At 71.7% G+C, this 25381-nt stretch carries 27 protein-coding genes; 5 read left to right on the top strand and 22 right to left on the bottom strand.

From position 1 onward, the window contains the following. Positions 1-8: 8 nt before the first annotated feature. From IE290_RS01450 to IE290_RS01435, 4 genes are all read right to left on the bottom strand, one after another. Positions 9-656, bottom strand: a complete 648-nt coding sequence (locus tag IE290_RS01450; protein WP_191242659.1) for a response regulator — start codon at positions 654-656, stop codon at positions 9-11. Then, a complete protein-coding gene (locus IE290_RS01445) occupies positions 638-1738 on the bottom strand; it encodes a hypothetical protein (protein WP_191242658.1) in 1101 nt (366 codons plus the stop codon). The genes IE290_RS01450 and IE290_RS01445 overlap by 19 nt, the downstream gene beginning before the upstream one ends. Beyond that, positions 1731-2831, bottom strand: coding sequence for a sensor histidine kinase (locus IE290_RS01440; RefSeq protein WP_191242657.1), 1101 nt, complete (start codon positions 2829-2831; stop codon positions 1731-1733). Before IE290_RS01440 ends, IE290_RS01445 begins: the two co-directional genes overlap by 8 nt. Positions 2832-2975: 144 nt before the next feature. Beyond that, on the bottom strand, positions 2976-3785 hold the full coding sequence (locus tag IE290_RS01435) for a hypothetical protein (RefSeq protein WP_191242656.1): 810 nt from the start codon (positions 3783-3785) through the stop codon (positions 2976-2978). A gap of 181 nt (positions 3786-3966) precedes the next feature. Between IE290_RS01435 and IE290_RS01430 the strand changes: the two genes are divergently transcribed. Then, positions 3967-4170, top strand: coding sequence for a hypothetical protein (locus IE290_RS01430; protein WP_191242655.1), 204 nt, complete (start codon positions 3967-3969; stop codon positions 4168-4170). A 54-nt stretch (positions 4171-4224) separates the two neighbouring features. Next, complete coding sequence (locus tag IE290_RS01425) at positions 4225-6882, top strand: LuxR C-terminal-related transcriptional regulator (protein WP_191242654.1); 2658 nt, start codon at positions 4225-4227, stop codon at positions 6880-6882. 130 nt (positions 6883-7012) lie between these two features. Here the strand turns inward: IE290_RS01425 and IE290_RS01420 are convergent, their stop codons facing one another. The 16 genes from IE290_RS01420 to IE290_RS01345 form a co-directional block, all read right to left on the bottom strand. Continuing rightward, positions 7013-8995, bottom strand: a complete 1983-nt coding sequence (locus IE290_RS01420) for an APC family permease (protein WP_191242653.1) — start codon at positions 8993-8995, stop codon at positions 7013-7015. Positions 8996-9067: 72 nt separating this feature from the next. After that, positions 9068-9454 (bottom strand): SRPBCC family protein, encoded by a 387-nt coding sequence (locus IE290_RS01415; RefSeq protein WP_191242652.1) that lies wholly within the window; start codon positions 9452-9454, stop codon positions 9068-9070. 3 nt (positions 9455-9457) lie between these two features. Beyond that, positions 9458-9643, bottom strand: coding sequence for a tautomerase family protein (locus IE290_RS01410; protein WP_191242651.1), 186 nt, complete (start codon positions 9641-9643; stop codon positions 9458-9460). A 15-nt stretch (positions 9644-9658) separates the two neighbouring features. Continuing rightward, entirely contained in the window at positions 9659-10624 is a 966-nt protein-coding gene (locus IE290_RS01405) for a 5-oxoprolinase subunit C family protein (RefSeq protein ID WP_191242650.1), read from the bottom strand. Then, positions 10614-11501, bottom strand: coding sequence for a 5-oxoprolinase subunit B family protein (locus IE290_RS01400; RefSeq protein ID WP_191242649.1), 888 nt, complete (start codon positions 11499-11501; stop codon positions 10614-10616). The genes IE290_RS01405 and IE290_RS01400 overlap by 11 nt, the downstream gene beginning before the upstream one ends. Then, the gene (locus tag IE290_RS01395) at positions 11498-12859 is read right to left on the bottom strand and encodes an acetyl-CoA carboxylase biotin carboxylase subunit (RefSeq protein ID WP_191242648.1); all 1362 of its coding nucleotides are present in this window, start codon (positions 12857-12859) and stop codon (positions 11498-11500) included. Before IE290_RS01395 ends, IE290_RS01400 begins: the two co-directional genes overlap by 4 nt. Then, positions 12856-13104, bottom strand: a complete 249-nt coding sequence (locus IE290_RS01390; protein WP_191242647.1) for an acetyl-CoA carboxylase — start codon at positions 13102-13104, stop codon at positions 12856-12858. The genes IE290_RS01395 and IE290_RS01390 overlap by 4 nt, the downstream gene beginning before the upstream one ends. 43 nt (positions 13105-13147) lie before the next feature. Next, positions 13148-13870: a 5-oxoprolinase subunit PxpA gene (gene pxpA / locus IE290_RS01385; protein WP_191242646.1), complete on the bottom strand. Its 723-nt coding sequence runs from the start codon at positions 13868-13870 to the stop codon at positions 13148-13150. A 19-nt stretch (positions 13871-13889) separates the two neighbouring features. Next, entirely contained in the window at positions 13890-14225 is a 336-nt protein-coding gene (locus IE290_RS01380; RefSeq protein ID WP_191242645.1) for a monooxygenase system ferredoxin subunit, read from the bottom strand. Between the two features lie 15 nt (positions 14226-14240). Further along, positions 14241-15278, bottom strand: coding sequence for a 2Fe-2S iron-sulfur cluster-binding protein (locus IE290_RS01375; RefSeq protein ID WP_191242644.1), 1038 nt, complete (start codon positions 15276-15278; stop codon positions 14241-14243). A gap of 7 nt (positions 15279-15285) precedes the next feature. Continuing rightward, a complete protein-coding gene (locus tag IE290_RS01370; RefSeq protein WP_191242643.1) occupies positions 15286-16272 on the bottom strand; it encodes a ferritin family protein in 987 nt (328 codons plus the stop codon). After that, entirely contained in the window at positions 16269-16601 is a 333-nt protein-coding gene (locus tag IE290_RS01365; protein WP_229874028.1) for an MmoB/DmpM family protein, read from the bottom strand. The genes IE290_RS01370 and IE290_RS01365 overlap by 4 nt, the downstream gene beginning before the upstream one ends. Positions 16602-16616: 15 nt before the next feature. Beyond that, positions 16617-16871: a toluene-4-monooxygenase system B family protein gene (locus tag IE290_RS01360; RefSeq protein WP_191242641.1), complete on the bottom strand. Its 255-nt coding sequence runs from the start codon at positions 16869-16871 to the stop codon at positions 16617-16619. Between the two features lie 17 nt (positions 16872-16888). Further along, positions 16889-18385, bottom strand: a complete 1497-nt coding sequence (locus tag IE290_RS01355; protein ID WP_191242640.1) for a YHS domain-containing protein — start codon at positions 18383-18385, stop codon at positions 16889-16891. A 39-nt stretch (positions 18386-18424) separates the two neighbouring features. Next, a complete protein-coding gene (locus IE290_RS01350; RefSeq protein ID WP_191242639.1) occupies positions 18425-19129 on the bottom strand; it encodes an acetoacetate decarboxylase family protein in 705 nt (234 codons plus the stop codon). Between the two features lie 135 nt (positions 19130-19264). After that, the gene (locus tag IE290_RS01345) at positions 19265-20785 is read right to left on the bottom strand and encodes a PucR family transcriptional regulator (RefSeq protein WP_191242638.1); all 1521 of its coding nucleotides are present in this window, start codon (positions 20783-20785) and stop codon (positions 19265-19267) included. 213 nt (positions 20786-20998) lie between these two features. Between IE290_RS01345 and IE290_RS01340 the strand changes: the two genes are divergently transcribed. Next, a complete protein-coding gene (locus IE290_RS01340; RefSeq protein ID WP_191242637.1) occupies positions 20999-21970 on the top strand; it encodes a 5-oxoprolinase subunit B family protein in 972 nt (323 codons plus the stop codon). Further along, positions 21967-22974: a 5-oxoprolinase subunit C family protein gene (locus IE290_RS01335; RefSeq protein WP_191242636.1), complete on the top strand. Its 1008-nt coding sequence runs from the start codon at positions 21967-21969 to the stop codon at positions 22972-22974. The genes IE290_RS01340 and IE290_RS01335 overlap by 4 nt, the downstream gene beginning before the upstream one ends. A 3-nt stretch (positions 22975-22977) precedes the next feature. Here IE290_RS01335 and IE290_RS01330 read toward each other — a convergent pair whose 3' ends face one another. Next, positions 22978-23838: a LysR family transcriptional regulator gene (locus tag IE290_RS01330; protein ID WP_191242635.1), complete on the bottom strand. Its 861-nt coding sequence runs from the start codon at positions 23836-23838 to the stop codon at positions 22978-22980. Positions 23839-23913: 75 nt separating this feature from the next. On the opposite strand from IE290_RS01330, the gene IE290_RS01325 reads away from it, so the two are divergent. Continuing rightward, entirely contained in the window at positions 23914-24444 is a 531-nt protein-coding gene (locus IE290_RS01325; RefSeq protein ID WP_191242634.1) for a cysteine dioxygenase family protein, read from the top strand. A gap of 66 nt (positions 24445-24510) precedes the next feature. On the opposite strand, the gene IE290_RS01320 is transcribed toward IE290_RS01325, so the two are convergent. Beyond that, entirely contained in the window at positions 24511-25380 is an 870-nt protein-coding gene (locus tag IE290_RS01320; protein ID WP_191242633.1) for an alpha/beta fold hydrolase, read from the bottom strand. Between the last annotated feature and the right edge of the window lies 1 nt (position 25381).

The raw sequence follows: 25381 nt of genomic DNA, 5'->3' as shown, positions 1-25381 counted from the left end.
CACACCCGTCACAGGTCGTCGACGCTGATCAGCCCGTCCTGGATCGCGCGCGCCACGAGCGCGGCCTTCGTCGGGGCCTCCCGGCCGATCTGCGCGTACTTGACGCGGATGCGCTCGAGGTGCGAGTTGACCGTGTTCTGGGAGATCCCGAGGCGGTGGGCGACGAAGTCCTTCGACTCCGACTGGAACCACTCGACGAGCACCTCGGTCTCCCTCGGGGACAGGGCGGGGCGGTTCGCGGATCGGTCCCCCGCGAGCGCACCGGCCAGCGACGGCGGCGTGTACGGCCGGCCGCCGGCGGCCGCGCGGGCCGCCTCGACGAGGTGCTCGGCACCTTCGGCCTTGGTGAGGTAGGACAGCGCGCCGAGCTCGAGGCACTGCAGCGCGATCTCGTCGTCGGCGCGCATCGAGTACACCACGACGCGCCGGCCGGCTTCGGCCAGGCGGCGGAGATCGCCGAGCGCGGGCACGGAGCCGAGGTGGAGGTCGAGGATGACCACGTCGGCGTCCGCGCCGTCGAGCCATGCGACCCGGACGTCGTCGCCCTCCGCGATGGTTCTGATCGGCGGGCTGCCCGAGGCCAGCCAGTGCGCGACGCCGGCCCGCACCGCCGGGTGGTCGTCGACGACCACCGCGGTCAGCTCGTCACATGCCATCTCGCCTCCATCCGCGTCCGGTCCCCGTGGGTGTGAGCCGTGACTTCGACGTGGGGGGAACGTGACGGGCTCCCGGCGGTGACGGCGAAATCCGCGAGCACGGCGAGCCGGACCTCCTCCGCGGTGCGCAGCAGGCTCACCCTGGCCTGGGTGCGCGCGGCCGACAGCGCGGTCAGGACGGGTTCGGCGAGCTCGCGTCGCACGGCCGTGGGAACCGGTACGACCTCCCCGCTGACGGCGAAGGACACGGCCACGCCCCGCCGCTCGGCGACTTCGACGGCGGCGGCGACCTCGTGCACGAGCGGGTCCGGCACGTCGTCGTTCTCGGCGAACAGCCGGCGCAGCCGGGCGGCGGCCAGCGCGCACCGGTGCCGCACGTCGTCGGTGCGCGGGTCGAGGGTGCGGTCCGCGAGCCCCGCCAGCAGCGGCAGGAGGGCGCCGAGCTGTCCGGCGAACCGGGTCCGCTGGTCGTGTTCCCATTGCTCCGCGAGCGCGGCCCGGGTGGCGGCCCGGTCGCGGGCGGCCACGATCGCGGCCATCTGACCCAGCCGGCGCGTGACCAGCTGGACGATCAGCCCGACCGCGAGCTGGAAACCGAGCACGCTGACGATCGCGATGGCGGTCTCGCCGAGCCAGATCCGGTCCAGCGGCACCGCCAGCAGGAACTGCGCACCCCCGAGCGCGGCGTGCAGCGCGAAGGCCGCCAGCAGCGGCCGGGTCCGTTCGAGCAGCAGCACGAGCAGGTGCCAGCCGACGAGGCCGAACGCCCAGTGCTGTCGCAGCAGGTACCACTCGGGGGGCACGGTGGTGGCCGCGGCGGCCGCGGCGGCCAGCACCACGGCCGCCCCCGGCAGCGCCACCCCCGCGGGCACGCGACGGCCCCGCAGGATCCATCCCGAGCTGACGGCGATCACGAGCGCCAGGACGGCGAACGCGGCCTCTCCGAGCCAGACCGGGTGGTACCCGGACCGGTTGCCGAACAGCACGGGTCCGGCCATGGCCGTCTGCAGAACGGCGGTGACGCCGAGCAGCACGATCCGGATGGCGGCCAGCACCCGCTCGAGCAGGACCTGATCAGACATCCGGCCACACCAGCCGCACCACGGTTCCGGCGCCGGGCCGGGACGTCACGGTCGCGCTGCCGCCCACCGCCGCCATCCGCCCGACGAGCGAGCCGGGGATGCCGCGCCGCTGCCCGGGAACCGTCTCCGGGTCGAATCCCGCGCCCTCGTCGGCGACGGTGACCACGGCCCCGTGCCGCTCGCGGGTGACGCTGACGCGCGCCGCGGTCACCCCGGCGTGGCGCTCGACGTTGAGCAGCGCTTCGCGCACCGCGCGGGCCAGCGCGAGGGCGACGGACGCCGGCAGCAGCGGCACCGGTTCCCAGTCGATCCCGACCGCGAGCGGGCTCTGCTCCACGATCCCCCGCAGGGATGGTTCGAGGTCGACGAGGCTGTCGTGCGCCGCCGGTCCGCCACGCTCCCCGGTCAGCAGCGCGAGATCACGCCGCGCGTATCCGGCGACGGCCGCCGGTTCGGCTTCGTGCAGCGCCACCATGAGGAACGTCGCCGACGCCGTGTCGTGCAGCAGCGCGAGGTACTCCCGTTCCTGGCGACGCCGCTCCAGGGCCAGGGTCTCGGCCCGTTCCAGTGCCGCCTGCCGGTCCCGCACTCGTTCGCCCCAGCGGGTGGCGCGCAGCAACAGCACGAACGCCAGCCGGGCCAGCGTCGACTCCAGCACGACCCGGACCAGCGTGGGCGCCGCCTCGCCGAGGCCGAGCACAGCGGCTTCCACCGCCAGCAGCCCGGTGATGACGGGCACCGTGACGCGGGGTGGCCACTGCCACTGCACGGTGATCCCGGTGATCGTGAGCACGTTCGGCGCCCACAGGCCGGCCACGGTCCAGGGCTGCGCCACGCAGATCGCGACGGCCCGGCCGCAGGTGAGGGCACAGGCCAGGGCGCGGGCCTTGCCGGTCAGCGCGTGGTAGCAGTCCGCGGCGCCGGCGACCAGCGCGAGCCCCAGCAGGGCGAAGGCCACCGGCAGAGCGCCCGTGGGGGTGGACAGGACGCCGAAGACGCTGAGGACGGCGAGGGCGATGCCCCGCACCAGGCCGCTGAGCTGTCCGAGCGCACGTACGAACTCCGCCTCGACCTGGCCTCTTCCGCTGTCCAACCCTCCTCCCCCGGGGGTCCGGTGCCGCGCCACCGATCCTAGGTGGTCTCCAGGCGCCCGCGGTCACCGCCGACCGTGCGCGAGTGCGACATTCGCCGCCGCACCGAACGCCGCCCGGATCGCCGGTGCCCGCCGCCAGGTGGATCAGTGCAACGTGCCCACCTTGGTCGCCACGATCCGCCCGTCGCTGACATCGACACCGCTGCCGGCGACCGTGCAGGTGATGGTGACCGTCCGGGACGTGGTGACGGCCAGTGTGGTCACCAAGCTGACCGTGCCGGCCTGGGGGTCGTCGTCGAGGAAGTCGAACTTGCCGTCATCGCCCTCCAGGCGGCAGGTGCCGTAGGTGAAGCCGCTCGCGTTGTCCTGTTCCACCGAAACCTTGCCCTGGAGCACGTAGTTCCCCGCCGGGAGGCTGAGCGACACGATCGGCACGTCGGCGGTGGTGACGTTCGTCGTGCCGCTCTGGGTGGCCTGGTAGGCGTCGCTCACGCCCGGTGTGCCGGGGTCACCCTTCTCGCCCTTCTCGCCCCGTGGACCGGCGGGACCGGCGGGACCGGCGGCACCGACCGCTCCGGCCTCACCCTGGTCGCCCTTGTCCCCCTTCGCGGCGAGCAGCATCCAGTTGCTGTTCGGCGGCGCGCTGCCGGTGCTGGGGAAGATCGCGATGTAGCTGGAGCCTTGGTACAGCACGGCGTCGCGCGGCTGGTAGGCGGCGCCCGGTGCCCATTCGCCCTTCCACGTCAGCCCGGCGGGCCCGACGTTGTTCCAGTTGAGCGCGACCTCTCCGGACTTGCACGAGCCGGTGTCGGAGACGCGCAGCGCGCCCCCGTTCTTGGCGTAGCAGGCGTGGATCACGCCGTCGTCGCCGGGAATGCTCGCCCACGCCACACCGCCCGCGGTCAGCGCGAGAACCGCCCCGGTGACGACGACGATCTTCGACTTGCGTTTCATGAATCCTCCAGGGTTGATCACGTTGTCTTCCTGGCTCGTCACGATCTCCCGTCGGCCGGGTGCCAGCACGAGTAGTCGACTACTCGACTTCGATCGCGGCCGCGTTCGACGGACAGCGGGCGGCGTTGACGAGTGGCCCGCTACTCGTGACCGCGCCGCGTGGTGCCCCGATGGTGGGAGGATGTCTGGTTCGGACGATTCACGGGCAGCGGCTCTGCGACGGCTGCCCGCGGTGTACTCACTGGCCTTGCGGTTGCGTGACGCGGGCTTGCCGGAGCACCTGATCGCCGAGAGCGTGGGCGTCGAGCCGGAGGCGGTCGGTCCCCTGCTCGCGGTGGCCGAGGCCAAACTCGCCGCTCTCGGCGGCGAGGACGGGCCAGGGTGAGGTCCGCCGAGCCGTCACCTGTCGCGGGAGGGGCTTCGCCTCTACGATCTCGACGTGGCAGCGGAATGGCCGTTGGTCGGCAGAGCCGAGGAGCTCCGCTTCGTGGCCGCGGCCATGCGGTCGCGCTCAGGTCCGCGCGGCGTGGTGCTGGCCGGTGCCGCGGGAGTGGGCAAGACCCGGTTGGCCGCCGAGGCCCGCGCCGAGGCCGGGCGACGGGGGATGACGGTCCGGTGGGCCACCGCGACCTCGTCGTCGCGGCCGTTGCCGCTCGGCGCGTTCGGCGGGTTGCTCGGCGAGCTCGGCGACCTCGGACGCGAACCGGCGCAGCTGCTGCCTCGCGCCGCCGCCGCGCTGCTGGCCGGCGCCGGCCGGGCCGGTGTGCTCATCGGTGTCGACGACGCCCACTTGCTGGACGAGCTTTCCGCCACGTTGATCCACCAGCTCGTGCTGCGACGAGCCGCCACCGTGCTGGTCACCGTGCGCACGGGCGAACCGGCCCCGGACGCGGTGACAGCGTTGTGGAAGGACCGCGACCTCGACCGGCTCGAGGTTCAGCCCCTGTCCGAGCAGGAGGTCACCACGCTGCTGGAGTCCGTGCTCGGCGGGCACGTCGAGCAGGCCTCGGTGAGCCGGCTGTGGGCGATGTGCCAGGGCAACGTGCTCTACCTCCGGCAGCTCGTCGACGGCGCGGTCGAGAATGCCGCGTTGCGCCGCGAACGCGGGGTGTGGCGTCTGGCCGAGCCCCCGCGGGTCACCCCCGGACTGGTCGAGCTGGTCGCGACCCGGCTGGGGACGTTGTCGGAGGCGGTGCGCGAGGTGGTGGACGTGCTGGCCGTGCACGAGCCGCTGGGCATCGGCCTGCTGACCGGGCTGACCGGACCGGACGCCGTGGAGGACGCCGAGAACCGCGGCATCGTCAGTGTCGAGACCGACGGGCGGCGCGTGCAGGCTCGGCTGGCGCACCCGCTGTACGGCGAGGTGCGGCGGGCCGCGATCGGACAGTTGCGCGCGCGCCGTCTGCGAAGCCGGATCGCGACCGCGTTGGCGGACACGGGTGCTCGCCGGGCGGACGACGTCCTGCGCCGGGCGGTGCTGACGCTCGACTCCGATGTGGAATCCGACCCGGGCCTGCTCGTCGCCGCTGCCGAGCGGGCGTCGTACCTGGGTGACCTGCCGCTCGCGCTCCGGCTCGGCCGGGCGGCGGTCGTGGCGGGCGGAGGCTTTGCGGCGCAGGCCATCGTCGCCAACTCGACTGCTTTCCTCGGCCCTGCCGAAGAGGCCGATGCCGAACTGGCCACCCTGACCCGGCTCGCGGGCGACGACGCCGAGCTGGTGCGGGCAGCGGTGAACCGGGCCACGTTCCTCACCTGGATGCTCGCTCGCGTGGAGCAAGCCGAAGTCGTCCTCGACGAGGCGGCGGCGCAGGTGGTGACGGCCGGGGCAGGGATGCCGCTCGTCGCCCTGCGGGCCATGATCGACGGTCAGCTGGGGCGGCCGGAGCGAGCCGAACAGGCCGCGCTGAGCGTCTTGCGGTCCGGCGGTGCGACCGACGACGCGGTCCTGATGGCGTGTTGCGGGTTGGTCGCGGCACTGGCCGTGACGGGCCGGGCCGACCAGATGGGCCCGCACGTCGCCCGCGGCGCCGAAGCGGCCACGCGGTCCACCGAGCGCGCGGACTTCCGCCTACCGCTGGTCGCGTTGCAGATCACCGGCCTGCGCCTGGCGGGCCATCTCGGCGATGCCTCCCGGATCGCCCTGGACTGCCGGGCGCAGATCAAGGACGTCCCGATCGGCGCCCAGATCGGCTGCTACCTGGTCGGCGAGACCGAACTCGCCCTGGGCCGGGTGCGGACGGCGGTGCGCTGGCTGCGTGAGGGACGCGCAGGCATCGAGCGGTTCGGCGACACCGGCGGCTGGCGGTATGCCACGCTCATCGCGTTGACCCGGGCGCTGGCGCTGGCCGGCGACGTCGAAGGTGCTCACGAGGCGCTGGCCGACCTGGACAACCACCGGCATCCCGGGCTCGCCTTCCTCGATCCCGAGATGGTTCTCGCGCGGGCCTGGGTCACCGCGGCCGATGGCGCCGTGACCCGGGGCATCGAGCTCGCTCACGAGGCGGCGGAACTGGCCGGCCGCCGCGGCCAGCTCGCTCACGTCGTCCTGGCGCTGCACACGGCCGCCCGGTTCGGCGACCGCTCGGTGGCCGGCCGGCTCGCCACGTTGGCCGGCCAGGTGACCGGTCCCCGCGCGCCGGCCGCCGCCGCGCACGCCGCCGCACTCGCCGCCGACGACGGCGACGCGATGCTGGCGGCGTCCTTCGCGCTGGAAGAGACCGGCGACCTGCTGTCCGCCGCCGACGCCGCCGCCCAAGCCGCGGTCCGCCACCTCGCCGGGGATCGCCGCAGTGCCGGCCACACCGCGGCCGCGCGGGCACACGCACTGGCCGGTGCCTGCGAAGGCGCCACCACGCCCGCCCTGGCCGTGGCGGCGCGGCCGCTGCCGCTGACCGACCGCGAACGGGAGATCGTCAGCCTGGCCGCCCGGGGACTGTCCAACCGCCAGATCGCCGACCGCTTGGTGGTGTCCGTCCGCACGATCGAAGGCCACCTGTACCGCGCTTCCGCCAAACTGGGCACCACCGACCGCTCGGAATTCGCCGACCTGCTCGGCATCACCCCGGGCCGACCGCCGGCAGCGGGACGAGGCGATTGAGGCGTCCGGTCACGCCGGGCAGCACGAGGAGGACGAGCAGCGCGAGCCGCACGACCGTCGACGGTGCCGCATCCCCTCCCGGACGGCGCGGAACCGGCCGGGTTTCGCCCGAACGTCGGCCGCCGAGCCCTCAGCCGCCGACGTGGATGCCGGGGCGGCGGGACGGGTCGGGTTCGCTGGTGCGGATGATCTCCCGGACGACGGGTGCGGTGTCGCCGCGGCCGAGGATCAGGTAGCGGAACAGGTGGCCCAGCGGGTTGCCCTCGCTCCACTCGAAGTGGCAGTGCGGGCGGACGCCGGTGGTGTCCCGCAGGGCCAGCAGGATCGCGGCGATGGCGTTGGGGGCGGCGGGGCTTTCCGCGCGCAGCACCCGGAATCCGCCGATGTCGACGCCGCGCACCTGCAGCACGTCGCTGAAGTCGGACGGGTCGACGACCTCGATCTCCAGGAACAGCACGTCGGCCGAGCCGGGCACGGGGTTCATGCCGCGTTGCTCGCTTTCCTTGGCCTGGTACTCGGCGACGTCACCGGCCTGCCTGCGGTTGGCGATGATGGTCAGCGCGCCGTCGTGGGCGATCGAGTCGGTGACGAACCGGCGTGCGGTGTCGTCGAACTCGATGTGCTCCACGCGCAGCTCGGTGGTCCGGCTGACGCGCGACACCAGCGACACCACGATGATGCCGAGGATGAAGAACGCGGAGATCGTGAGGCCGTCCGGCTTCTCGATCACGTTCTCCACCAGGGCGTAGAGCAGGATCAACGTCAGGATCGCGAACCCGGTGGCGGCCCGGCGCCGGCGGGCGCGGACCGCGGAGATCGTCACCGCCACCGACGCGGAGACCATCATCGCCAGGATGCCGGTGGCGTAGGCGCCGGCCTGCGCGTCGACGTCGGCGCCGAAGATGATCGTGACCACGACGCAGATGGCGGTGTAGACCAGCACCACCGGCCGCACGGCGCGCGTCCACTCCGGCGCCATGCCGTAGGAGGGCAGGTAGCGCGGCACGATGTTGATCAGCCCGGCCATCGCCGAGGCGCCGGCGAACCACAGGATCAGGATGCTGCTGATGTCGTAGGCGGTGCCGACCCATTCGCCGAGCAGGTCGTGGGCCAGGTAGGCCAGGGCGCGGCCGTTGGCCTGCCCGCCGGCCTCGAACTGCTCCGGCGGGATGAGCACGGTGGTGACGAAGCTGGTCGCGATCAGGTAGACGGACATGATGACCGCGGCGGTGGTGAGCAGCTTGCGGGTGTTGCGGATCCGGTTCGCCAGCCGCTGCCCGGCGGTTTCGCCGTCGGCGGCGACCAGCGGCATCATGCTCACCCCGGTCTCGAACCCGGACAGGCCCAGCACCAGCAGCGGGAACGCCAGGACCGCCGGGCCGACCACCCCGGTGATCCCGCCGCCGCCGGAGGTGAGCGCGTCCACCCAGCGGTCCAGGGCGGCGGGCGTGGTCAGCACCTCGGCCACCCCGGCGGCCACGACCACGGCGTTGAGCAGCAGGAACACCGCGACCAGCGGGATGGCGACCCCGACCGCCTCGGAGAACCCGAGCAGGAACACCCCGCCCAGGACCAGCAGCAGCACGACGGTGACCAGCACCTCGTGACCGTGCAGGAACGCCGGGACGTGCGGGTTCTCCAGGGCGTGCACGGTGGCGTCGGCCGAGGACAGGGTGATCGTGATGATCCACGAGGTGGCCACGAACCCGAGCAGCACCAGCACGAAGAGCTTGCCGCGCCAGAACGGCAGCAGGTCCTCCAGCATCGCGACCGAGCCCTGGCCGTGCGGGCTCTCCTTCGCCACGCGCCGGTACATCGGCAACATGCCCAGCAGCGTCAGCGCGACGATCAGCAGGGTGGCCAGCGGCGAGAGGGCGCCGGCGGCCAGCGCCGCGATACCGGGCAGATAGGACAACGTGGAGAAGTAGTCCACGCCGGTCAGGCACATGACCTTCCACCACGCCTGCGGTCGCGCGTGCTGCTCGTGGCTTGCCGGGCCCACCGGCTGGACGCGGTGCTGCAGCAGCCACCGGCCCAGCCCGGTCGAGGGCGCCGTCGGCCGGACCGGGCTCTCGACCCGCTCCGGCACCACGAGCTCCGGCAGCTCGGCCATGGCCGTCCTCCCCGATCTGTCACGCGGTGAGCACAGCATGCCCGATCACCGGGGGCGGCCTGCGCGGCGGGGTCACCGCAGGAAAGCGGGCAGGCCGGCCACCGCCGCGGAGATCGCCTCCTCGAAGGCTCCCGCCAGCGACGCGGGTTCGATCTCCGTGCTGTACACCACCAGCGATCCGCCGGGCACCTCGATGACGTCGACCGTCCCGAGGTGCGACTCCACCGGCAGGTCACCGCCGACCACGCGGTACTGGAACCTCCGCGACCCCGGGTCCCGCGTGACCACCACCTCCTCCAGCACCGCCCCGTCCCGCAACGTGACGGTGCGGCGGCTGTCGTCGCCGGTGGAGGCGGCCATCGCGGGGAACCAGTCCGCGATGTTCGCCGTGTCGGCCACCACCTTCCAGACCGCGTCCGGCGCGGCGTCGACCAGGACGTGCGAGCGCAGTGTCGCCATGGCTCAGCCGTCCGAGAAGAGCTTGCCGGCGCGGGCCCAGTTCTGTGTGTCCACGTCGGTGAAGACGATGCCCACCGCGTCCGGGGCGCACTTGCCGATCCGGCAGATCTCCCGGGTGAGGACCTCCGCCAGTTCCCGTTTCTGCTCCACGGTGCGGCCGGGGAACCAGTCGATGCGGACGTGCGGCATGGTGTGTTTTCCTTTCTAGGCGAGGAGATCGGCGACGCGGTGCGCCCGCTGCCGGTACTCCCGGCGGGCGGCGAGGGCTTCGTCGAGGGTGACCTCGACGAACCGCGTCTGGGTGTTGGGCGCGGACTGGGCGACCAGGTCGAGATCGCAGCTGATCACCGTGGCGATCATCATGTAGCCGCCGCCGGAGACGGCGTCCCGGTGCAGGATGATCGGCTCCACCCCGCCGGGCACCTGGATGGATCCGATCGGGTACGGGGCGTCGACGATGTTCGACGGGTCCTGTCCCGCTCCGAACGGCGGCGTGCGGCCGACCGTCTCCAGCTCGCCGCCGCGGTAGCGGAACCCCACGCGGTCCGCGACCGGCGTGAGGGTCCAGGTCGTCGAGAGGAAGTTCGCCCGGCCGGCCTCGGTCAGCACGTGGTCGTACAGGCCCATCACGACCCTGACCTCGATCTCCTTGCCCAGGGCCGGCCGCAGCTGCTCGGGCACCGACCGTCCCGGCGTCCCCCGGCCCGGGCCGAGGGGCAGGACGTCGCCGGGGACCAGGGGGCCGCCGGACACCCCGCCCAGCTTGCCGAGGCCGTAGGTCGAGCGGCTGCCGAGCACGAGCGGCACGTCGATGCCACCGGCCACGGCCAGGTAGGCGCGCGCTCCGCGTTTGACGTAACCGAAGTCGAGGACATCGCCCGCTTCGACGGCGAATGCCTCCCACAGCGGCCGGTCTTCGCCGTTGACCCGCGGCGGCAGGTCCGCGCCGGCCACCGCCACCACGGCGTCCTCGGTGAACACCAGCTCCGGCCCCAGGTACACGCATTCCAGGGCGGCGGCTCCGGGGTCGTTGCCGACGAGACGGTTGGCGACCATCAGCGAGTACTGGTCGAGCGCGCCGGACGGCGGGATCCCGACGTCGTAGTAGCCGCTGCGGCCGGTGTCCTGGATGGTCGTGGACAGGCCGGGTTTGCGCACCTCAATCGGCACGGAGCACCTCCAGCAGGCGAGTGTTGACCTGGTCCGGGTCGTCCAGGAACGGCCGCAGCGCGAACTCCACCGGCCGCGAGCGGATGCGGAAGGTGCCGCGCTCGACCTCCCGGACGAGGTCGTCGTAGTGGTCGCGGTCGACCGGCGCGAACCGCACGATGTCCCCGGGGCGGAAGAAGACCAGGAAGTCCGCGAAGTCCGGGGTGGACTGCGAGGGGTCGTAGATCGGCGCCGGGGTGATACCGAACATCTGGTACCCGCCGGCGCCGCGCACCGAGTAGATGCACCCGAAACACCCGCCGTGGCCCACCGTCTGCTTCGGAGTGTCGGTGCGGGGCCGCAGGTACTTCGGGACCACCAGCTGGCGCTCCCGCGGCACCATCTGGAACATGAACGGCAGCCCGGCGACGAACCCGACCATCGAGGTGAACCACGGGGAGCCGGAGTGCACCCGGATGAACTCCGCGGCGTCCGCGAGACCGTTGATCCGGGCCGCGTACTCGATGTCGGTCGCCTCCGGGTCCTGGTGCCGGTCCCGGAACCGCAGGAGCGTCTCGGTGGTCCACGGATCCTGGTACAGCACGGGGATCTCGACCACGCGGGTGGCGAGGCTGAAGTCGGAGGCGTCGCCGACCTTCTTCTCGATGTCGCGCAGGTGCTCGAGCAGCTCCCGGGGTTCGATGACGTCCGGGTCGTAGCGCACCTGGTAGGAGGCGTTGGCCGGGCAGATCTCCAGCACGCCGTCGGGCCGGTCCTCACGCAGCGAGGTGGTGATGGCCATCGCCCGGAAGTTGGCCCGCAGGCTCATCGATTCGGCGAGCTCGACGAAGATGTGCTCGTCGCCGCCCCAGCTGTACCGCGCCGCGTCGCCGCTCACGCGCTCACCCCCGCCGCGCGCTGGACGAGCCACTGCTCGAGCGTGCCGGTGCCGAACCGGCCCTCGGCGAACCACGGCTGGTCCAGCAGCTCCAGCAGCAGGCTCGTGGTGGTCGGCACGCCGTCGACGACCAGTTCGGACAGCGCCCGCCGCGACCGCGCCAGCGCGGTCGGCCGGTCGTGCCCCCACACCACGACCTTCGCCACCAGCGAGTCGTAGAACGGCGACACCTGGCTGCCCGGCCTGAGCCAGGTGTCGGTGCGCACCCACGGCCCGCCGGGCAGGTGGACGTCGCCGATGCGGCCGGGACCGGGCATGAAGTTCTTGTCCGGGTTCTCCGCGCACACGCGGAACTCGATGGCGTGCCCGCGGGCGGTCACGTCGCTCTGCCGGAGGCCGAGCTTCTCCCCCGCCGCGATCCGCAGCTGCTCGGCGACCAGGTCGATGCCCGTGATCAGCTCGGTGACCGGGTGCTCGACCTGGATCCGGGTGTTCATCTCGATGAAGAAGAACTCGCCGGACTCGTCGTCGACCAGGAACTCGCAGGTTCCGGCGCTGCGGTAGCCGACCTGACGGCACAGCCGGACCGCCGCCGCCGTCATCTCCGCCCGGATCCGCTCGTCGATCCCCGGGGAGGGCGCCTCCTCGACGACCTTCTGCCGGCGCCGCTGCAGGGAGCACTCCCGCTCGAACACGTGGATCGCCTCCGAGCCGTCGCCGAGGACCTGCACCTCGACGTGGCGGGCGTGCCGGACGAACCGCTCCAGGTACATCCGGCCGTCCCCGAACGCGCTGGCCGCCTCCGCGGAGGCCTGGGGGAAAGCGGCGGTCAGCTCGGCCTCGTCGGCCACGACCCGGATACCGCGGCCACCGCCGCCGGCGGCCGCCTTCAGCATCACCGGGTAGCCGATCTCCCTGGCCGCCTCGACGGCGTCACCGACGTGGGCGACGCCCTCCAGCGTGCCGGGCACGGTGGGCACCCCGGCCGCCGCCGCGACCTGACGCGCCCGCACCTTGTCCCCCATCTGCTCGATCACGTCCGCGTCGGGCCCGACGAACGTCAGCCCCGCGTCGGCGACCGCGGCGGCGAAGGCGGCCCGTTCGGAGAGGAACCCGTAGCCGGGGTGGACCGCGTCCGCACCGGAGTCCCGGGCCGCCGCCACGATCGCCTCCGGCACCAGGTAGCTCTTCGTGGCCGGCGCGGGCCCGATGTTCACCACCGTGTCGGCCAGCAGGGCGTGCGCCGCCGTGGTGTCGGCGTCGCTGGCGACCGCCACGGTTTCGACCCCGAGGTCCCGCGCCGCCCGGATGATCCGCACCGCGATCTCGCCGCGGTTGGCGATCAGCAGCCGCTTCACGACTCGACCTCGAGGACGACGAGAACCTGCCCGGCGTCCACGACCGCCTCGGCTGCGGCGGGGACCTCCACGACCGTCCCCGCGACGTCGGCCTCGACCGGGTAGAAGGACTTCATCACTTCGACCAGTCCCACCGTCTCCCCCGCCGCGACCTGCTGGCCGGGCTTGACGTAGTCCGGGCTGTCCGGATCGGGCCTGCGGTAGAAGACCCCGGGGATGGGTGAGAGGACCTCGTGTCGCGTCATGGGAGCACCTCGCTGTCGCTCGTGGGGGGGACGGGTTGGGGAATCAGCTGAGATAGGGCTTGAGCGCCTCGTAGACGCTCTTGGCCAGGTCGACCGCGCCGGGCGTGTCCGAGTGCACGCAGACGCAGTCGGCCCGCATCGGGATGTCCTTGCCGGTGACCGAGGTGGCGACGCCCTCGGTCACGGCCCGCACCGAACGCTCGGCGGCGAGGGCGGGGTCGTAGGCGATGTGCTCGCGGGTGATGATGAGCGAGCCGTCGTCGCGGTAGTCCAGGTCGGTGTAGTACTCGGCGATGAAGCCCTGCGGGCGGCGGCCCCACACCTTCTCGTGCACCGTGTTGGCCATGCCCATCAGCGGGACGTCGAACACGTCCGCCGCCGCGGCGATGGCGGTGGCGACCGATTCGTCCCGGGAAGCGAGCCCGTAGAGCGCCCCGTGCGGCTTGATGTGGTTCAGCGGCATCCCCTCGGCCTGGAGGAACCCGTTCAGGGCGCCGACCTGGTACACCACCGAGGCGGTGAGTTCCTCGGGATCCAGTTTCATCTCTCGCCGGCCGAAGCCGTCCCGGTCGGGGAACGACGGGTGCGCGCCCACCTTCACCGAGTGCTCCTTGGCGAGGGTGACGGTCTTGCGCATGACGACCGGGTCGGCGGCGTGGAAGCCGCAGGCCACGTTCGCCACCGTGATGTAGGGCATGATGCCCTCGTCGTCACCGCAGCGGTAGATGCTGTACGCCTCGCCCATGTCGCAGTTGATCGCAACCATGTCGGATTTCCTTGTCTGGTCAGGAGTGGGCGACCCGGGGGGTGTCGCCGTCGGGGTCGATGTAGATGTCGTCGCCGTCGAGCTTGACGGGGTAGCGCGCGAGTTCGGCGTGGCCGGGGTTGATGCCCTTGCAGGTGGCCAGGTCGAACGTCCACAGGTGGCTCTTGCAGGTCAGGGTCTTCTTGTCGAGCTCGCCCTCGACGAGTTCGACCTGCTGGTGCGGGCAGATGGCCTGGGTCGCGACGACCTCGCCGCCGTCCAGGTGGGCGACCAGGATCTCCTTGTCGCCCACCTCGAAGGACTCCATGTCGCCCTCCCAGACGTCATCCAGGCTGCACACCCGAACGAAAGCCATGGGGGTGTTCCTTTCTCAGCAGAAGCGGTCGAAGTACAGGTGGTCCGCGGGCAGGCCGCGCTCGACCACCAGGGCCCGCGCGAGCGCGTCGGTCATCGCCGGCGGTCCCGCCGCGTAGTAGGTGAAGCCGGTGATCGACTCACCCAGGGTGCGGACGACGGCCTCGTGGACGAACCCGCGGAAGGGCGGGATGCCGCACGGCGGCTGCGCGTCGCACCCGTCGGCCTCGGACACGGCGGTGTGGACGTGCAGCGCGCGCAACCGCCGCCGGGCGACCAGGACGGCCTCCGGGATGTGCACGTCCTCCTCCCGGCGGCCGCCGATGAACAGGTGGGCGGTGCGGTCCACCGCGTCCGGCAGCGCCGCGGCCCCGAGGACGACCGAGATCATCGCGCCCAGCCCGCTGCCGCCCGCCACGCACACGATGTCCCGGTTGCGTTCCGGGCGCAGGTACGCGTGACCGTACGGGCCGTCGAGCACGACCTCCGAACCCACTTCGAGCTTGTCGAACAGGATCGAAGTGGCCTGGCCGTCCGGGGTGCGTTTGACGACGAACTTCCATTCCCGGTCGCGGTTGCCGAGGTTGCTCATCGAGTACGCCCGCTCGACGCGGCCGTCGGGGAAGTAGAGCATCGCGTACTGGCCGGGCGCGAACGCGGCGTGCTCGTCGGCGGTGAACACGAACTCGGACATGTCGTGGGTCAGCGGCCGCACCGCGCGCAGCCGCGCGGTCTGGGTGACGGGCCGGTACGCGGTCACCTCGCCGAGGCTGCCCGCGCGCACGACGCAGTCCGAGAGCGGCTCGCTCTGGCAAGCCAGCCGCCGTCCCCGGCGGCGGTCACGCGGGCTGAGCCCGGGCGCGTCCGGACGCCGGTCGCGCACCTCGCCGTCGACGAGCTCGTACCGGCAACTGCCGCAGGCCCCGCTGTTGCACTCGTAGCTCAGCCCGACCCCCGCGCGGAGGGCGGCGCGCAGCAGCGTATCGCCCTCCGTGCAGGAGAAGCGAACGCCGGTCCCGTCGACGAGGACGTGGTGTTCGGCAGGGGTGCTCATCGCGATCTCAGTTCCCCAGCCCGAGCTGGCGCTGGAAGGCCCGCACCGCGCCGACGGCGTTGTCCGCCGCTTCCGCGTTCTCCGCCACCTCGGCGCCGTAGGCGCGGATCGCCCGGGTGGCCAGCGGCTGCCACTTGTCCACCCATTCCGTCAGCTTCGGCAGGTTTTCGTCCACTTCGGCCATGTGGCGCACCAGAGCCTCGGTCCAGCGGCGGGACCGCTCGCTGTCACGCAGCGCGGCTTCGGTGAGCAGCGCGTGCAGGGTGTCGCCGTGCCGGCGGGCGCTCACCCCGAGCTGCCGCAGGACGATCTCGTCGACCGCCGGCTTGACCACGACGTTCAGCGCGACGAACGCTTCCGCCCAGTCGAAGGTCGTCAGCTGGCGTTCCACCAGCTCCCGGAACCCCTGCCAGGCCGGCAGTTCCTCCCACAGCTCGCGTTCCCGCTCGCCGAACCCCGCGTTCGGATGGGCGAGCTTCAGCTCGGCCGTCCGGTAGGCCACAGTGGACAACCAGCGCAATTGGTCGGCGGTCTGGAACGCGGCGCAGTTGGCGATGGTGCTCGCGGGCGCCATGTGGACCAGGTAGGCGCTGGCCATCTGGATGGTGTGCAGCAGGTAGCGGCTCGGGGTGTACAGCTGCGCCAGGGTGGCGACCCATTCCGGCGACAGGCCCTTGTCGTGTCCCTCGGCGTTGTGCTGGTCCAGCAGGCCCTCGACGTAGGTCTCCTGACCGTCCTGCAGGATGTTGTAGGTGCGGTAGACCAGCTCGTCGGGATCGCGGAAGGCGTTCCAGTCGGGGTGGGTGACCGGGCTGCCGTTGCGGTACGTGCGGTAGAAGTCCGCCATGAACCCGGTGTGCCCGACGTCCCAGGGCTGCTCGGCGTCCCGGGTGTGCCACAGCAGGTTGGTGGAGACGATCTCGTACTCGCTCGGCTTGCGGCGCCGGGCGGCCAGGTGGCCCCAGGTCTTGAGTGGCTTCAGCGGCGCGCTCATGCGCGTGCCCCCTTCTGGTCGGTGTCCGGCGTCGAGGTGTGGCCGTGGTAGAAGCGGTAGACGTCGCTGCTGGTGTCGATCCGCCCGACGAAGGACGGCATGATCAGTTCGAGCTCGGACATCCGGAACGGGCGGCCCAGCTCGTCGGCGATGGTCGCGCGGCGCAGCACGCATTCGCCGCCCTCGACCTCGATCCGCACGTAGGAACCGCGGTCGCGGACGTCGACCCGCCGTCCGGCGTTGTCGATGACGGCCGCGTCCGCCACCGCCCTGGCGACCTCACCGGTCTGGAGGACCGGGCCGACCGGATCGATGATGGGATCAGTCACGCTCACCGGTCCTCCTCACTCGAAGTAGATTTCGACGCATTCGGTCGGTTCCAGACCGGAGTCGGCGACCGTGCTGGTGCGCGGGAACGCCTCGTCCGCGCCCTGTTTGCGGACCCGCAGGGTCCGGCCCGGCTGGTCCGGGACGTGGATGCCGACGGAGTTGGCGGCCGCCGCGGCGGCGACCTCGTCCATGGTGGCGCCCGAGTCGACCGGCAGCAGCTTGATGACGAAGTCGCCGTGGAAGTGCGCGGCGAGTGGGATCACAGCCATTCTGGTTCTCCTCCGGGTCAGCCGGCCTTGGTGAGTTGCTCGCGGTAGGTGTCCACCCAGGCGAAGCCGTGGGCGTCGTCACCGCCGGGGCCGACGGTGCCCAGGCCCATGTACTCCAGCACGCCACCGAGGTCGGCGGGCTGGATGTCGCCGCCGAGGAACCGGTCGACCAGGTTCTTGTGGTGGCGGTAGCGCTCCGGGTCGTCCTCGAAGATCCACTTGTCCACTTCGGACGCGAAGTGGTAGCGGCGTCCCTCGTGGACGATCGAGATGTCGCGCAACGTCTGCGACGGCGTGCCCACGATCGGGAGCTGGGAGACGTTGCAGATCACCGGCAGGGTGCCGGGAACGGTCTTGTCGGTCCGGCCGTGGACGAAGTTGTCGATCATGACGTCCCACACCTTGCCGAAGGTGTCGTTCCAGCCGGGGTACTTCTCCTCCAGCCAGTCCCGCTCCTCCGGGCTGACCCCGGCGGCCGGGTTCCACCACAGGGTGGGCCGCCAGGAGTAGGTCCCGAGGTGCTGACCGTGGTGGTGCTCGGAGATGTCCCGGAGGAAGATGTCCCAGTACCACGGCTTGGACAGGCCGAGGTCCTCCAGCGACCGCATGAACTGGGTGACGATCCACTCCTCCATGAACTCCTTGAAGGACGCCTCGCGCACCTCGAGCGGGACGTAGTAGTCCATCGGGATGCCGGACAGGATCGTGAACAGCCGGTAGGACCGCCAGAACGCGATGTCGATCTTCTTCTGGGCGACGTCCTTCTGCCCGTTTTCGATCAGCATCTGCAGCAAGGGAGTGCCCAGTTGCGCGTGCCGCGCCTCGTCGGACTGGATGCTCTGGATGAGCTTGGAGAAGGTGAAGTCCCCCGCCTTGGCCGCGTCCCCGGACAGGCCGATGAACTGGAGATTGGTGAAACCCGTCTCGAACGAGAAGTTGGCGAAGATCGAAGTGGACAGTGCGTCCCGGGTCATCATCACGTCGTCGAAGAAGTGCCGCGCGCCCAGCGTCACCCAGTTGTCGGTGAACATCGCCGCGTGCGACCACTCGAACTGGCGGTCCTTGTTCACGTACTCGTGCGGGAAGTAGAGCTGGATCTGGCCGTGCCGGATCTCGTCGAGCATGCCGAAGGTGGCCATGTTGCGCATGCCCGGCGCCTTCGACCAGCGGATGAACCGCGCCTCCTGGAACGACGCGCCGTACTCGACGAGCGCGACGGCCGCGTAGTGCTCCTTGAGGATGGAGATCCAGCCGGGGTCGGCCTTGTGGTACAGGTCGGCGCGCTCCAGCGCCGCCTTGACCGAGTACGCGCCGGCGTCCTTCTGCCGCTGGATGTCGACGTACTCCCGGTAGGAGATCTTGTAGGGCTCGTCGTAGGTCGACCAGATCTCGTCCGGCAGTCCCTCGCCGCCGGACAGTTCCGGCGGGAAGAGTTCGTCCTGGGTCACGTACCGCGGTGTCCACTCGGTGTCGCGCGCGATGTCGTACCACTGCGCGCGTTCCAGCAGAGCCATGCTGTTGCTCCTTGCGGGTTGTCGGTGCAGCCGGAAGGGTCAGCTGCCGTGCTCGGATCCCAGCGGCCCTTCGCCGCCGGGGTAGACGAAAGTCATGGAGGGCGCGTAGAAGCCGAACGTGACCTGCAGGGGGTCCGCCGGCCGCAGCTGGTAGGTCGGGTGGTTCTCGTCGAGGAACTCGAAGGAACGGACCTCGAACCGTTCGGCCAGATCGGCGACGTAGGCGTAGCGCCCGCTGAGGAATTCCCCGTCGCGCCGGGTGATGTACCGGAGTTGCCCGGCGGCCCGCTGGGGCGTACCCACCGTCACCGTCGCGGTGGTGCGGATGACCGGCCTGCCGTCCAGATGGGTGGTGGCAACGAGGGTGTCACCACTGAGCGTCAGCGTCGTGTGGCCGGGCTCCCCCGCCGGAACGCCGTGCTCCCGGGCGTACCGGCTCATCACGTCGGAGCTGTTGTAGTAGTGGGTCCACCACCGGCCGGGCACTCCGGCTTCGGTGTCCAAACCGGACAGGTTGACCCCGAGGTAGGTCAAGGAGTAGGCACCGAAGGATTCCGGCCCCACGGCCGAGGTCTGGTCGGGACCGTCGACGACGTACTGGTTGATGTAGCAGGACCGGTCGCCGGCCGGGCTGAGACCCTCGGGCACCAGCTTGGCGACGGCGTCCGGATCCGCGGGCACCCACACGAGGTAGAGGGTGCGGGAGTTGGTCACCAGCTGCGGAGGATGCAGCGACGTGCCCATATCGCCTCCTGGTTCACCGTTGAACGTCTTGCGATCAACAGCCTCGGTGAACCGGGCACCCGCGGACAGTGCGCACTTTGGACAAGTCCACTACGGGCCCTGCCACTTGGGAGTACCGGCCGGCATCGGAGCTGGTCAGAGCTGGTCGTCGAGCTGCAGCGCGATCCAGAGCTCGGCCCGCGTCGTCGGGTCCTCGATCTCCCGGCCCAGCGCCTCGGCCACCTTGCCCATCCGGTACCGGAGGGTGTGGCGGTGGATGCCGAGCGCGGACGCGGACGCGTCGGACTGGCCGTTGTTGGCCAGGAACGTCCGCAGCGTGTGCCTCAGGTCCACCTTGGAGTTGCGGTTCTTCTCGGTGAGCGGCGCCAGCAGGGCCGATGCCCAGCCACGGACCTCGTCGGTGTCCAGGTGACGCAACAGCCCGGCGGTCGCCACGTCACTGGCGCAGGCGAGCCGGCCCGCCGTTCCGGGCGCGCTGTTGAACACCGATCGGACCTGCCGCCACGCCTCGGGGAGTTCCTTCGCCGGCGTCGGATCGCTCACCGCTCCCCGCGCGAGCGGGATGCGCCGCAGCAGAGCCTCCAGCGTCCGGGTGTCACCCTCGGCGGGCGGCATCAGCACCACGACCCGTCCGCGCTCCCACTCCGCCACCAGCGCGCAGACGCTCCGCAACCCGTAGTCGCCCTCGGCGTGTTCGAGCAGTTCCAGCTCGTGCCCCGACGGCACGCCGAGGATGGCCACCCGCAGGTCCCCCTCCGGGAGATCGGTGCCCAGCGCCTGCCCGATCGAAGCCGCCAGCCGGATGTCACCTTCGACCGCGGCCTTGAAGACGGCCAGCCGTTGCCGGCGCTCGCTGTCCAGCACGCCCCACGCACTGTGCAGATCGGCGCAGAGCAGGGACACCGCCGTGGTGACGATGCTCTGTTCGGCGCTGGTCAGCGGTGTGGAGCGGCCGATCGCCAGGAACCCGCGGATGCGGCCGCGAACGGTGAGCGGCAACAGGACGACGGCTTCACCGGCGACGGTCATGCTCAGGCTCGAGGAGTTTCCCCGCTCCCGCAGCCGCGGCAGTTCGATGCGGAGCCGGGGCACGTGCATCCGGCCCGCCGGCACCCCGGCACGCACCGCGCCGTCGACGTCCAGCAGCACCGTCCACCCGCGCACCGCCTTGGCGAGGCGCTCGACGATGGCCCGCGCGGCGTACGGGGACAGCGAAGCCCTCGTGAGGTCGCGCTGCGCCGCGACCGCGAAGGTGAGTTCCTTCCGGCGTTCGTCGGAGATGAAGTCGGCGACCACCCGGCTGATCTCGGCGAAGCCGGTGTCCGGCGGAACCGACAGCAGGGGCAGGCCCGTCTCCCCGGCGGCGGTCACGAGTTCCTCCGGGACCTCCGGGTAGAACGAGCTCACCCCGAACCCGAGCGCGACGGCGCCCGCCCCGGCCAGCCGCCGGACGTACTCCCGGCACTCAGCCAGTCCCGGGGCCAGCCGGGATCCGGTGGTGAGCACGAGTTCGCCGCCGTCCATGTAGGGCGCCGGGTCGGGCAACTCGCTGATCAGGGCCCACGTGACCGCTCGGCGCAAGGCCTCCTGCGGACCGGCGACCAGGGACAGATCCAGGTCCTGGCGGTCCAGAAGGTTCTCGACAGTGAGCGGCATCCTCGCCTCCCGTGTGTGGTGGTGGCGAGGAATCGTAAACCGGCTCCGGCCGTGCCGGGGCTTGAACGACGGCCAAGTCCAGGTGGGACTGACGCGGAATCGCCGGGCTGGACAACACCGGGCGCCGGTATGTACAAACCGGAGAACAGACCGGGAGTGCGCGGTCGGGAAGACTCCGGCGGAGAACCGGCGAGCGGAGGAGGAGGTTTTCGGATGTCGGCGATCATCACGACTGCCGAACCCCGCGCCGGCCGCCCGAAGGTCACCTACCGCACGGCCGGTGACCGCGCGGTGCTCGTGGAGTACGGCCACACGATCCCGGTCGACCTCGGGGTCAACTTCTTCGCCCACGCCAGCGCGCGGCACCTGACCGACCATCCGGTGCGCGGGGTGCTCGAGGTCGCACCCGGGTTGAGATCGCTCCTGGTCTACTTCGATCCGCGCACCATCAGCCAGGACCTCGTCGTGGCCGCACTCGAGGAAATGCACAACGACATCCCGGAACCGGCCTCGATCGTCCTGCCGAGCCGGCGGCTGAAGCTGCCCATCGCCTTCGACGACTCCGCCTCACGGGAGGCCGTCAACCGGTACCGGATCAGCACCCGGCCGGACGCGCCGAACGTGGTGGACGGCAACAACATCGACTACCTGGTGCGGTACAACGGGCTGCCGAACCGGGAAGCCTTCTACGACCGCATCCTGCGGACGGAGTGGTGGAACGCCTTCACCGGCTTCTACCCGGGCCTCCCCTCGCTCCTGCCGTTGGACCCCCGGTCGGAGATCATCGCCCCGAAGTACAACCCGGCGCGGGGGTGGACCCCGGAGGGCGCGGTCGCACTCGGCGGACCGTGCCTGGTCATCCACCCGATCGAGTCGACCGGCTCCTACCAGCTCTTCGGCCGGACGCTGCCGATCTCCGACCTCGTGCCGAAACCGCGCTCGCACCGGATCGACCCGATCCTGATCCAGCCGGGCGATCGCATCACGTTCACCGCGGTCACCGAGGCCGAGCTGATCGAACTGCGGCGCCAGGTCTTCGAGGGGCGCTACGACTACGAGATCGAACCGGGCCGGTACGCGGTCGCCGATCACCTGCGGACGTGCGCCGATCCGGCGGTCGCGGGCGAAGCCGAACGGCGGCGGGCGACCCGGTGCGCGGCCCAGGAGCTGGTGAAGGTGCCGTGACCGGCGGCTCCGCGGGGCGGTCCGCTCCCGCTCTGGAGATCATCGATCCCGGGCTCCAGACCACCGTTCAGGACTACCCCGGCCGGCGAGGGCGGCAGTCGCTGGGGTTCTTCCCGTCCGGCCCGGCCGACCCGATCGCCTTCCAGGTGGCGAACATCCTGGTGGGCAACCGGCCCGGCGCGGCGGCACTGGAGATCCCGCTCGGCCGCTTCCAGGCCGCGGTGCTGCGTCCGGGCTCGATCGCGATCACCGGCCCGGACGGCGCGGTCACGCTCAACGGTGATCCCGTTCCGCTGTGGGAGGCGATCCCGGTCGCCGAAGGGGATGTGTTGTCGTGTGCGGCCATCCGCGGGCCGGGGTATCGCCGGTACCTCGCGGTCGGTGGCGGCATCGCGGTGCCGGAGGCGTTCGGGTCGCGGTCGACGTTCCTCGTCGCCGGCATCGGCGGTCTCGACGGTCGCGCGCTCGACCGGGCGGACGTGCTCGACGTCTTCCCCTCCGCCGCTTCGCGGCAACGGCGGCGGATGCCGGTCTCCCTCCGCCCGCGGTACACCGGCAGCTGGGAGATCGAGGTTCTGCGCGGCCCCCACGCCGACCCGGATTTCCTCACCGCCCAGGACTTCGAGGACTTCCTGGGCGCCTGCTGGCGGTGCGACCTCAACTCGGACCGGACCGGCGTGCGGTTCAACCCGCACCGGTTCCAGTGGGCGCGGACGTCCGGGGACGTCGCCGGCGGGCACCCGTCGAACCTGCTCGACACCAGCTACCCCTACGGCGGGATCCTCGCCTACGGCGACGTGCTCACCATTCTCGGTCCGGACAGCAACACCTCCGGCGGCTTCGCCGTGATCGCGACGGTCGCGCACGCGGCGTTGAGCAAGGTCGGGCAGCTCCGCCCCGGCCGCGACGTGGTGCGCTTCCGGGAGATCGACCTCCAGCAAGCCGCCGCGATGCAGAGCCACGTCGACCAGCTGCTGGACGTCCGCCACTTCGAGACGGTCTGAAAGTCAGATGCTGGCCTGGATGGCGTGGATGAGCGCGGTGGTGGCGGGCGGGTCGGGCGGTTCGCCGTAGGTGACGGCGTAAATCCGGCGGCGGTGCCCGGGTAGTTCGGTGGTGTGGATGCCGGGCTCCCGGTGCGCGCGGAGGGCGAGTCCGGGCAGGGTGGTCACGCCCATGCGCGCGGCGGCCAGTGTCTGCATGACGACCATGTCGTCGCTGACCACGGAGATGCGCGGCGTGAAGCCGGCCCGGCCGCAGATGGTGATCAGCTCGTCCTGGCACCGTTCGCATCCGCCGATCCAGGCGGAGTCGCGGTGGTTGGCGATGGTCTGCCCGGGTTCGGAGGTGACCAGGTGGATCGGGTCGTCGAGCAGGTGGACCAGCCGGAACCCGTCCTCCTCGCGCGGGGCGCCGGTGTGCCGGAAGATCAACGCGACGTCGACCCGCCCCGCGCGCAGCAGGCGCAGCGCTTCGACCGGGTGGACGTCGACGAGGCCCAGTTCGATGCCGGGATGCGCACGGGCCAGCGCGGCGGCCGCCTTCGGGACGATGGTGCTCAGGATCGACTGGAACCCGGCCATCCGGACCCGCCCGGCGCGCAGCCCGACCCGCGCGGCCAGCTCGGTGGTGGCGGCGTCGACCCGGCCGACGATCTCGGCGGCGCGCGCGGCCAGCAGTTCTCCTTCGGGGGTGAGCCGGATGCCGCGGCCGGCCCGTTGGATCAGCTTCGCGCCGGTGGCCGCCTCCAGCCGCGCGAGGTGGTGGCTCACCGCCGGCTGGGTGTAGTGCAGTTCCTTCGCCGCCCCGGTGACCGACCCGTGCCGGGCGACCGCGGCCAGCACCGTGAGCTGGGTGAGGCTCAGCATGCATAAAGAGTACTGATGCGAGCGCGAGAACGTTGGCATTGGACGTCATGTGCGGCCGCGGGCGACGATGAGGGCATGACCATCGCCTCCGGCACTCCGGCCACCCACTCCAGGCCCGGCCTCGCGGAGCTGATCGAGAAGATCCGCCGGTGCGCCCGGCAGGAATCCGAGCCCCTCGTCACCGCCCGGCGGGTGGCCGACGTGCTCGCCGAGCACCGCCCGGGCGCGCATCTGCTCACCGCGGCGGAACGCGCGGGGTCGGCCGACGGGTACACCCGCCACACGCTGCACACCGAGACCGCCTTCTCGATCTCCGCCGTGGTGTGGCGCCCCGGCCAGATCACCGAAATCCACGACCACCTGGTGTGGTGCTCGTTCGTCGTCCTGCAGGGCACCGAGACGGAGAACATCTTCGACCTCGACGGCGGCCGGCTGGTGCAGGTGGACCGGCGGGAACGTCCCGCGGGCTCGGTCAGCGGTACCGCGCCCCCCGACGACATCCACCAGGTGCACAACACCGGCGACACGGTCGCCATCACCCTGCACGTGTACGGCGCCGATCTCAGCCAGGGCACCAGCGTGCGCCGCACATACCAGCCCGGGTGAGTCCGCCAGGTCCACAGTGGATCGACCGCTGCCCGCGGGCGACAGCTGGTCAGGTCCCCGGAGATCTCAGCACAGTTTCCGCAGCGCGGCGCGCAGGGCGGCGAGGGCGGATTCGGGCTGGTCCCAGAACACCATGTGCCCCGCGCCCGGGATCGCCACCAGTTCGGCGGCCGGGTTGGCCCGGGCGGCTTCGGCCGCGCCGGCGGCGGTGACGACCGGGCTGTCCCCGCCGTAGAGCAGCACGGCCGGGGCCGGCACGTGCGGCCAGTGGTCGAAGAAGTCCTCGGACTCGAATCCGGCGTGTGTGGCGGCGATCGCGGCGCGCGAGCACGACGACAGCCACCGCGCGCGCAACTGGAGTTCCCGGCGCGGCCACCGCGGCCAGGATCGCGCCACCTCGTCGGCGTCGGTGCCGCGGCGGGCCTGGTCGAGCTGGCCGAGGAACGCCTCGAGCGTGGTGGGGTACGGACCGCGGCCCGGGCCGCTCATCGGGGGGTCGACCAGGATCGTGCCGCGCACCTCGCAGCGGGCGGTGGCCACGGCCGCGATGCGCGCCCCCATCGAGTGTCCGAAGAGGACCGGCCGGTGCAGGCCCAGTCCGGAGATCACCGCGGCGACGTCCGTCACGTAGGTGTCCAGGTCGTAGCCCTCCGGTTCGGTGTCCGCGTTGTCGGAAAGTCCGCGGCCGCGGACGTCGAGCACGATCGGGCGCACCAGGTCGGTGAGCTCCCGCGCCACGAAGTCCATCGTGATCGCCGGGCTGGTGATGCCGGGCAGCACGAGGACCGGGACACCGTCCTCCGGTCCGTAGTCGAGCAGGTGCAGCCGCACCGCCCCGGACCGGACCCAGCGGCTGGTCGCGGGGATGTCGGCGAGGTCGGCCAGCGCGGGCTGGGTCAGGGTGCGGGCGGCCGGGGACTCGGACGGGATCACCATG

Origin of the sequence: Amycolatopsis deserti (assembly GCF_014653945.1) — a bacterium.
Taxonomy (GTDB): Bacteria; Actinomycetota; Actinomycetes; order Mycobacteriales; family Pseudonocardiaceae; genus Amycolatopsis_E; species Amycolatopsis_E deserti.
Note: the sequence above shows the minus strand (reverse complement) of the source record. Positions and strands in the feature narration are given on the sequence as shown.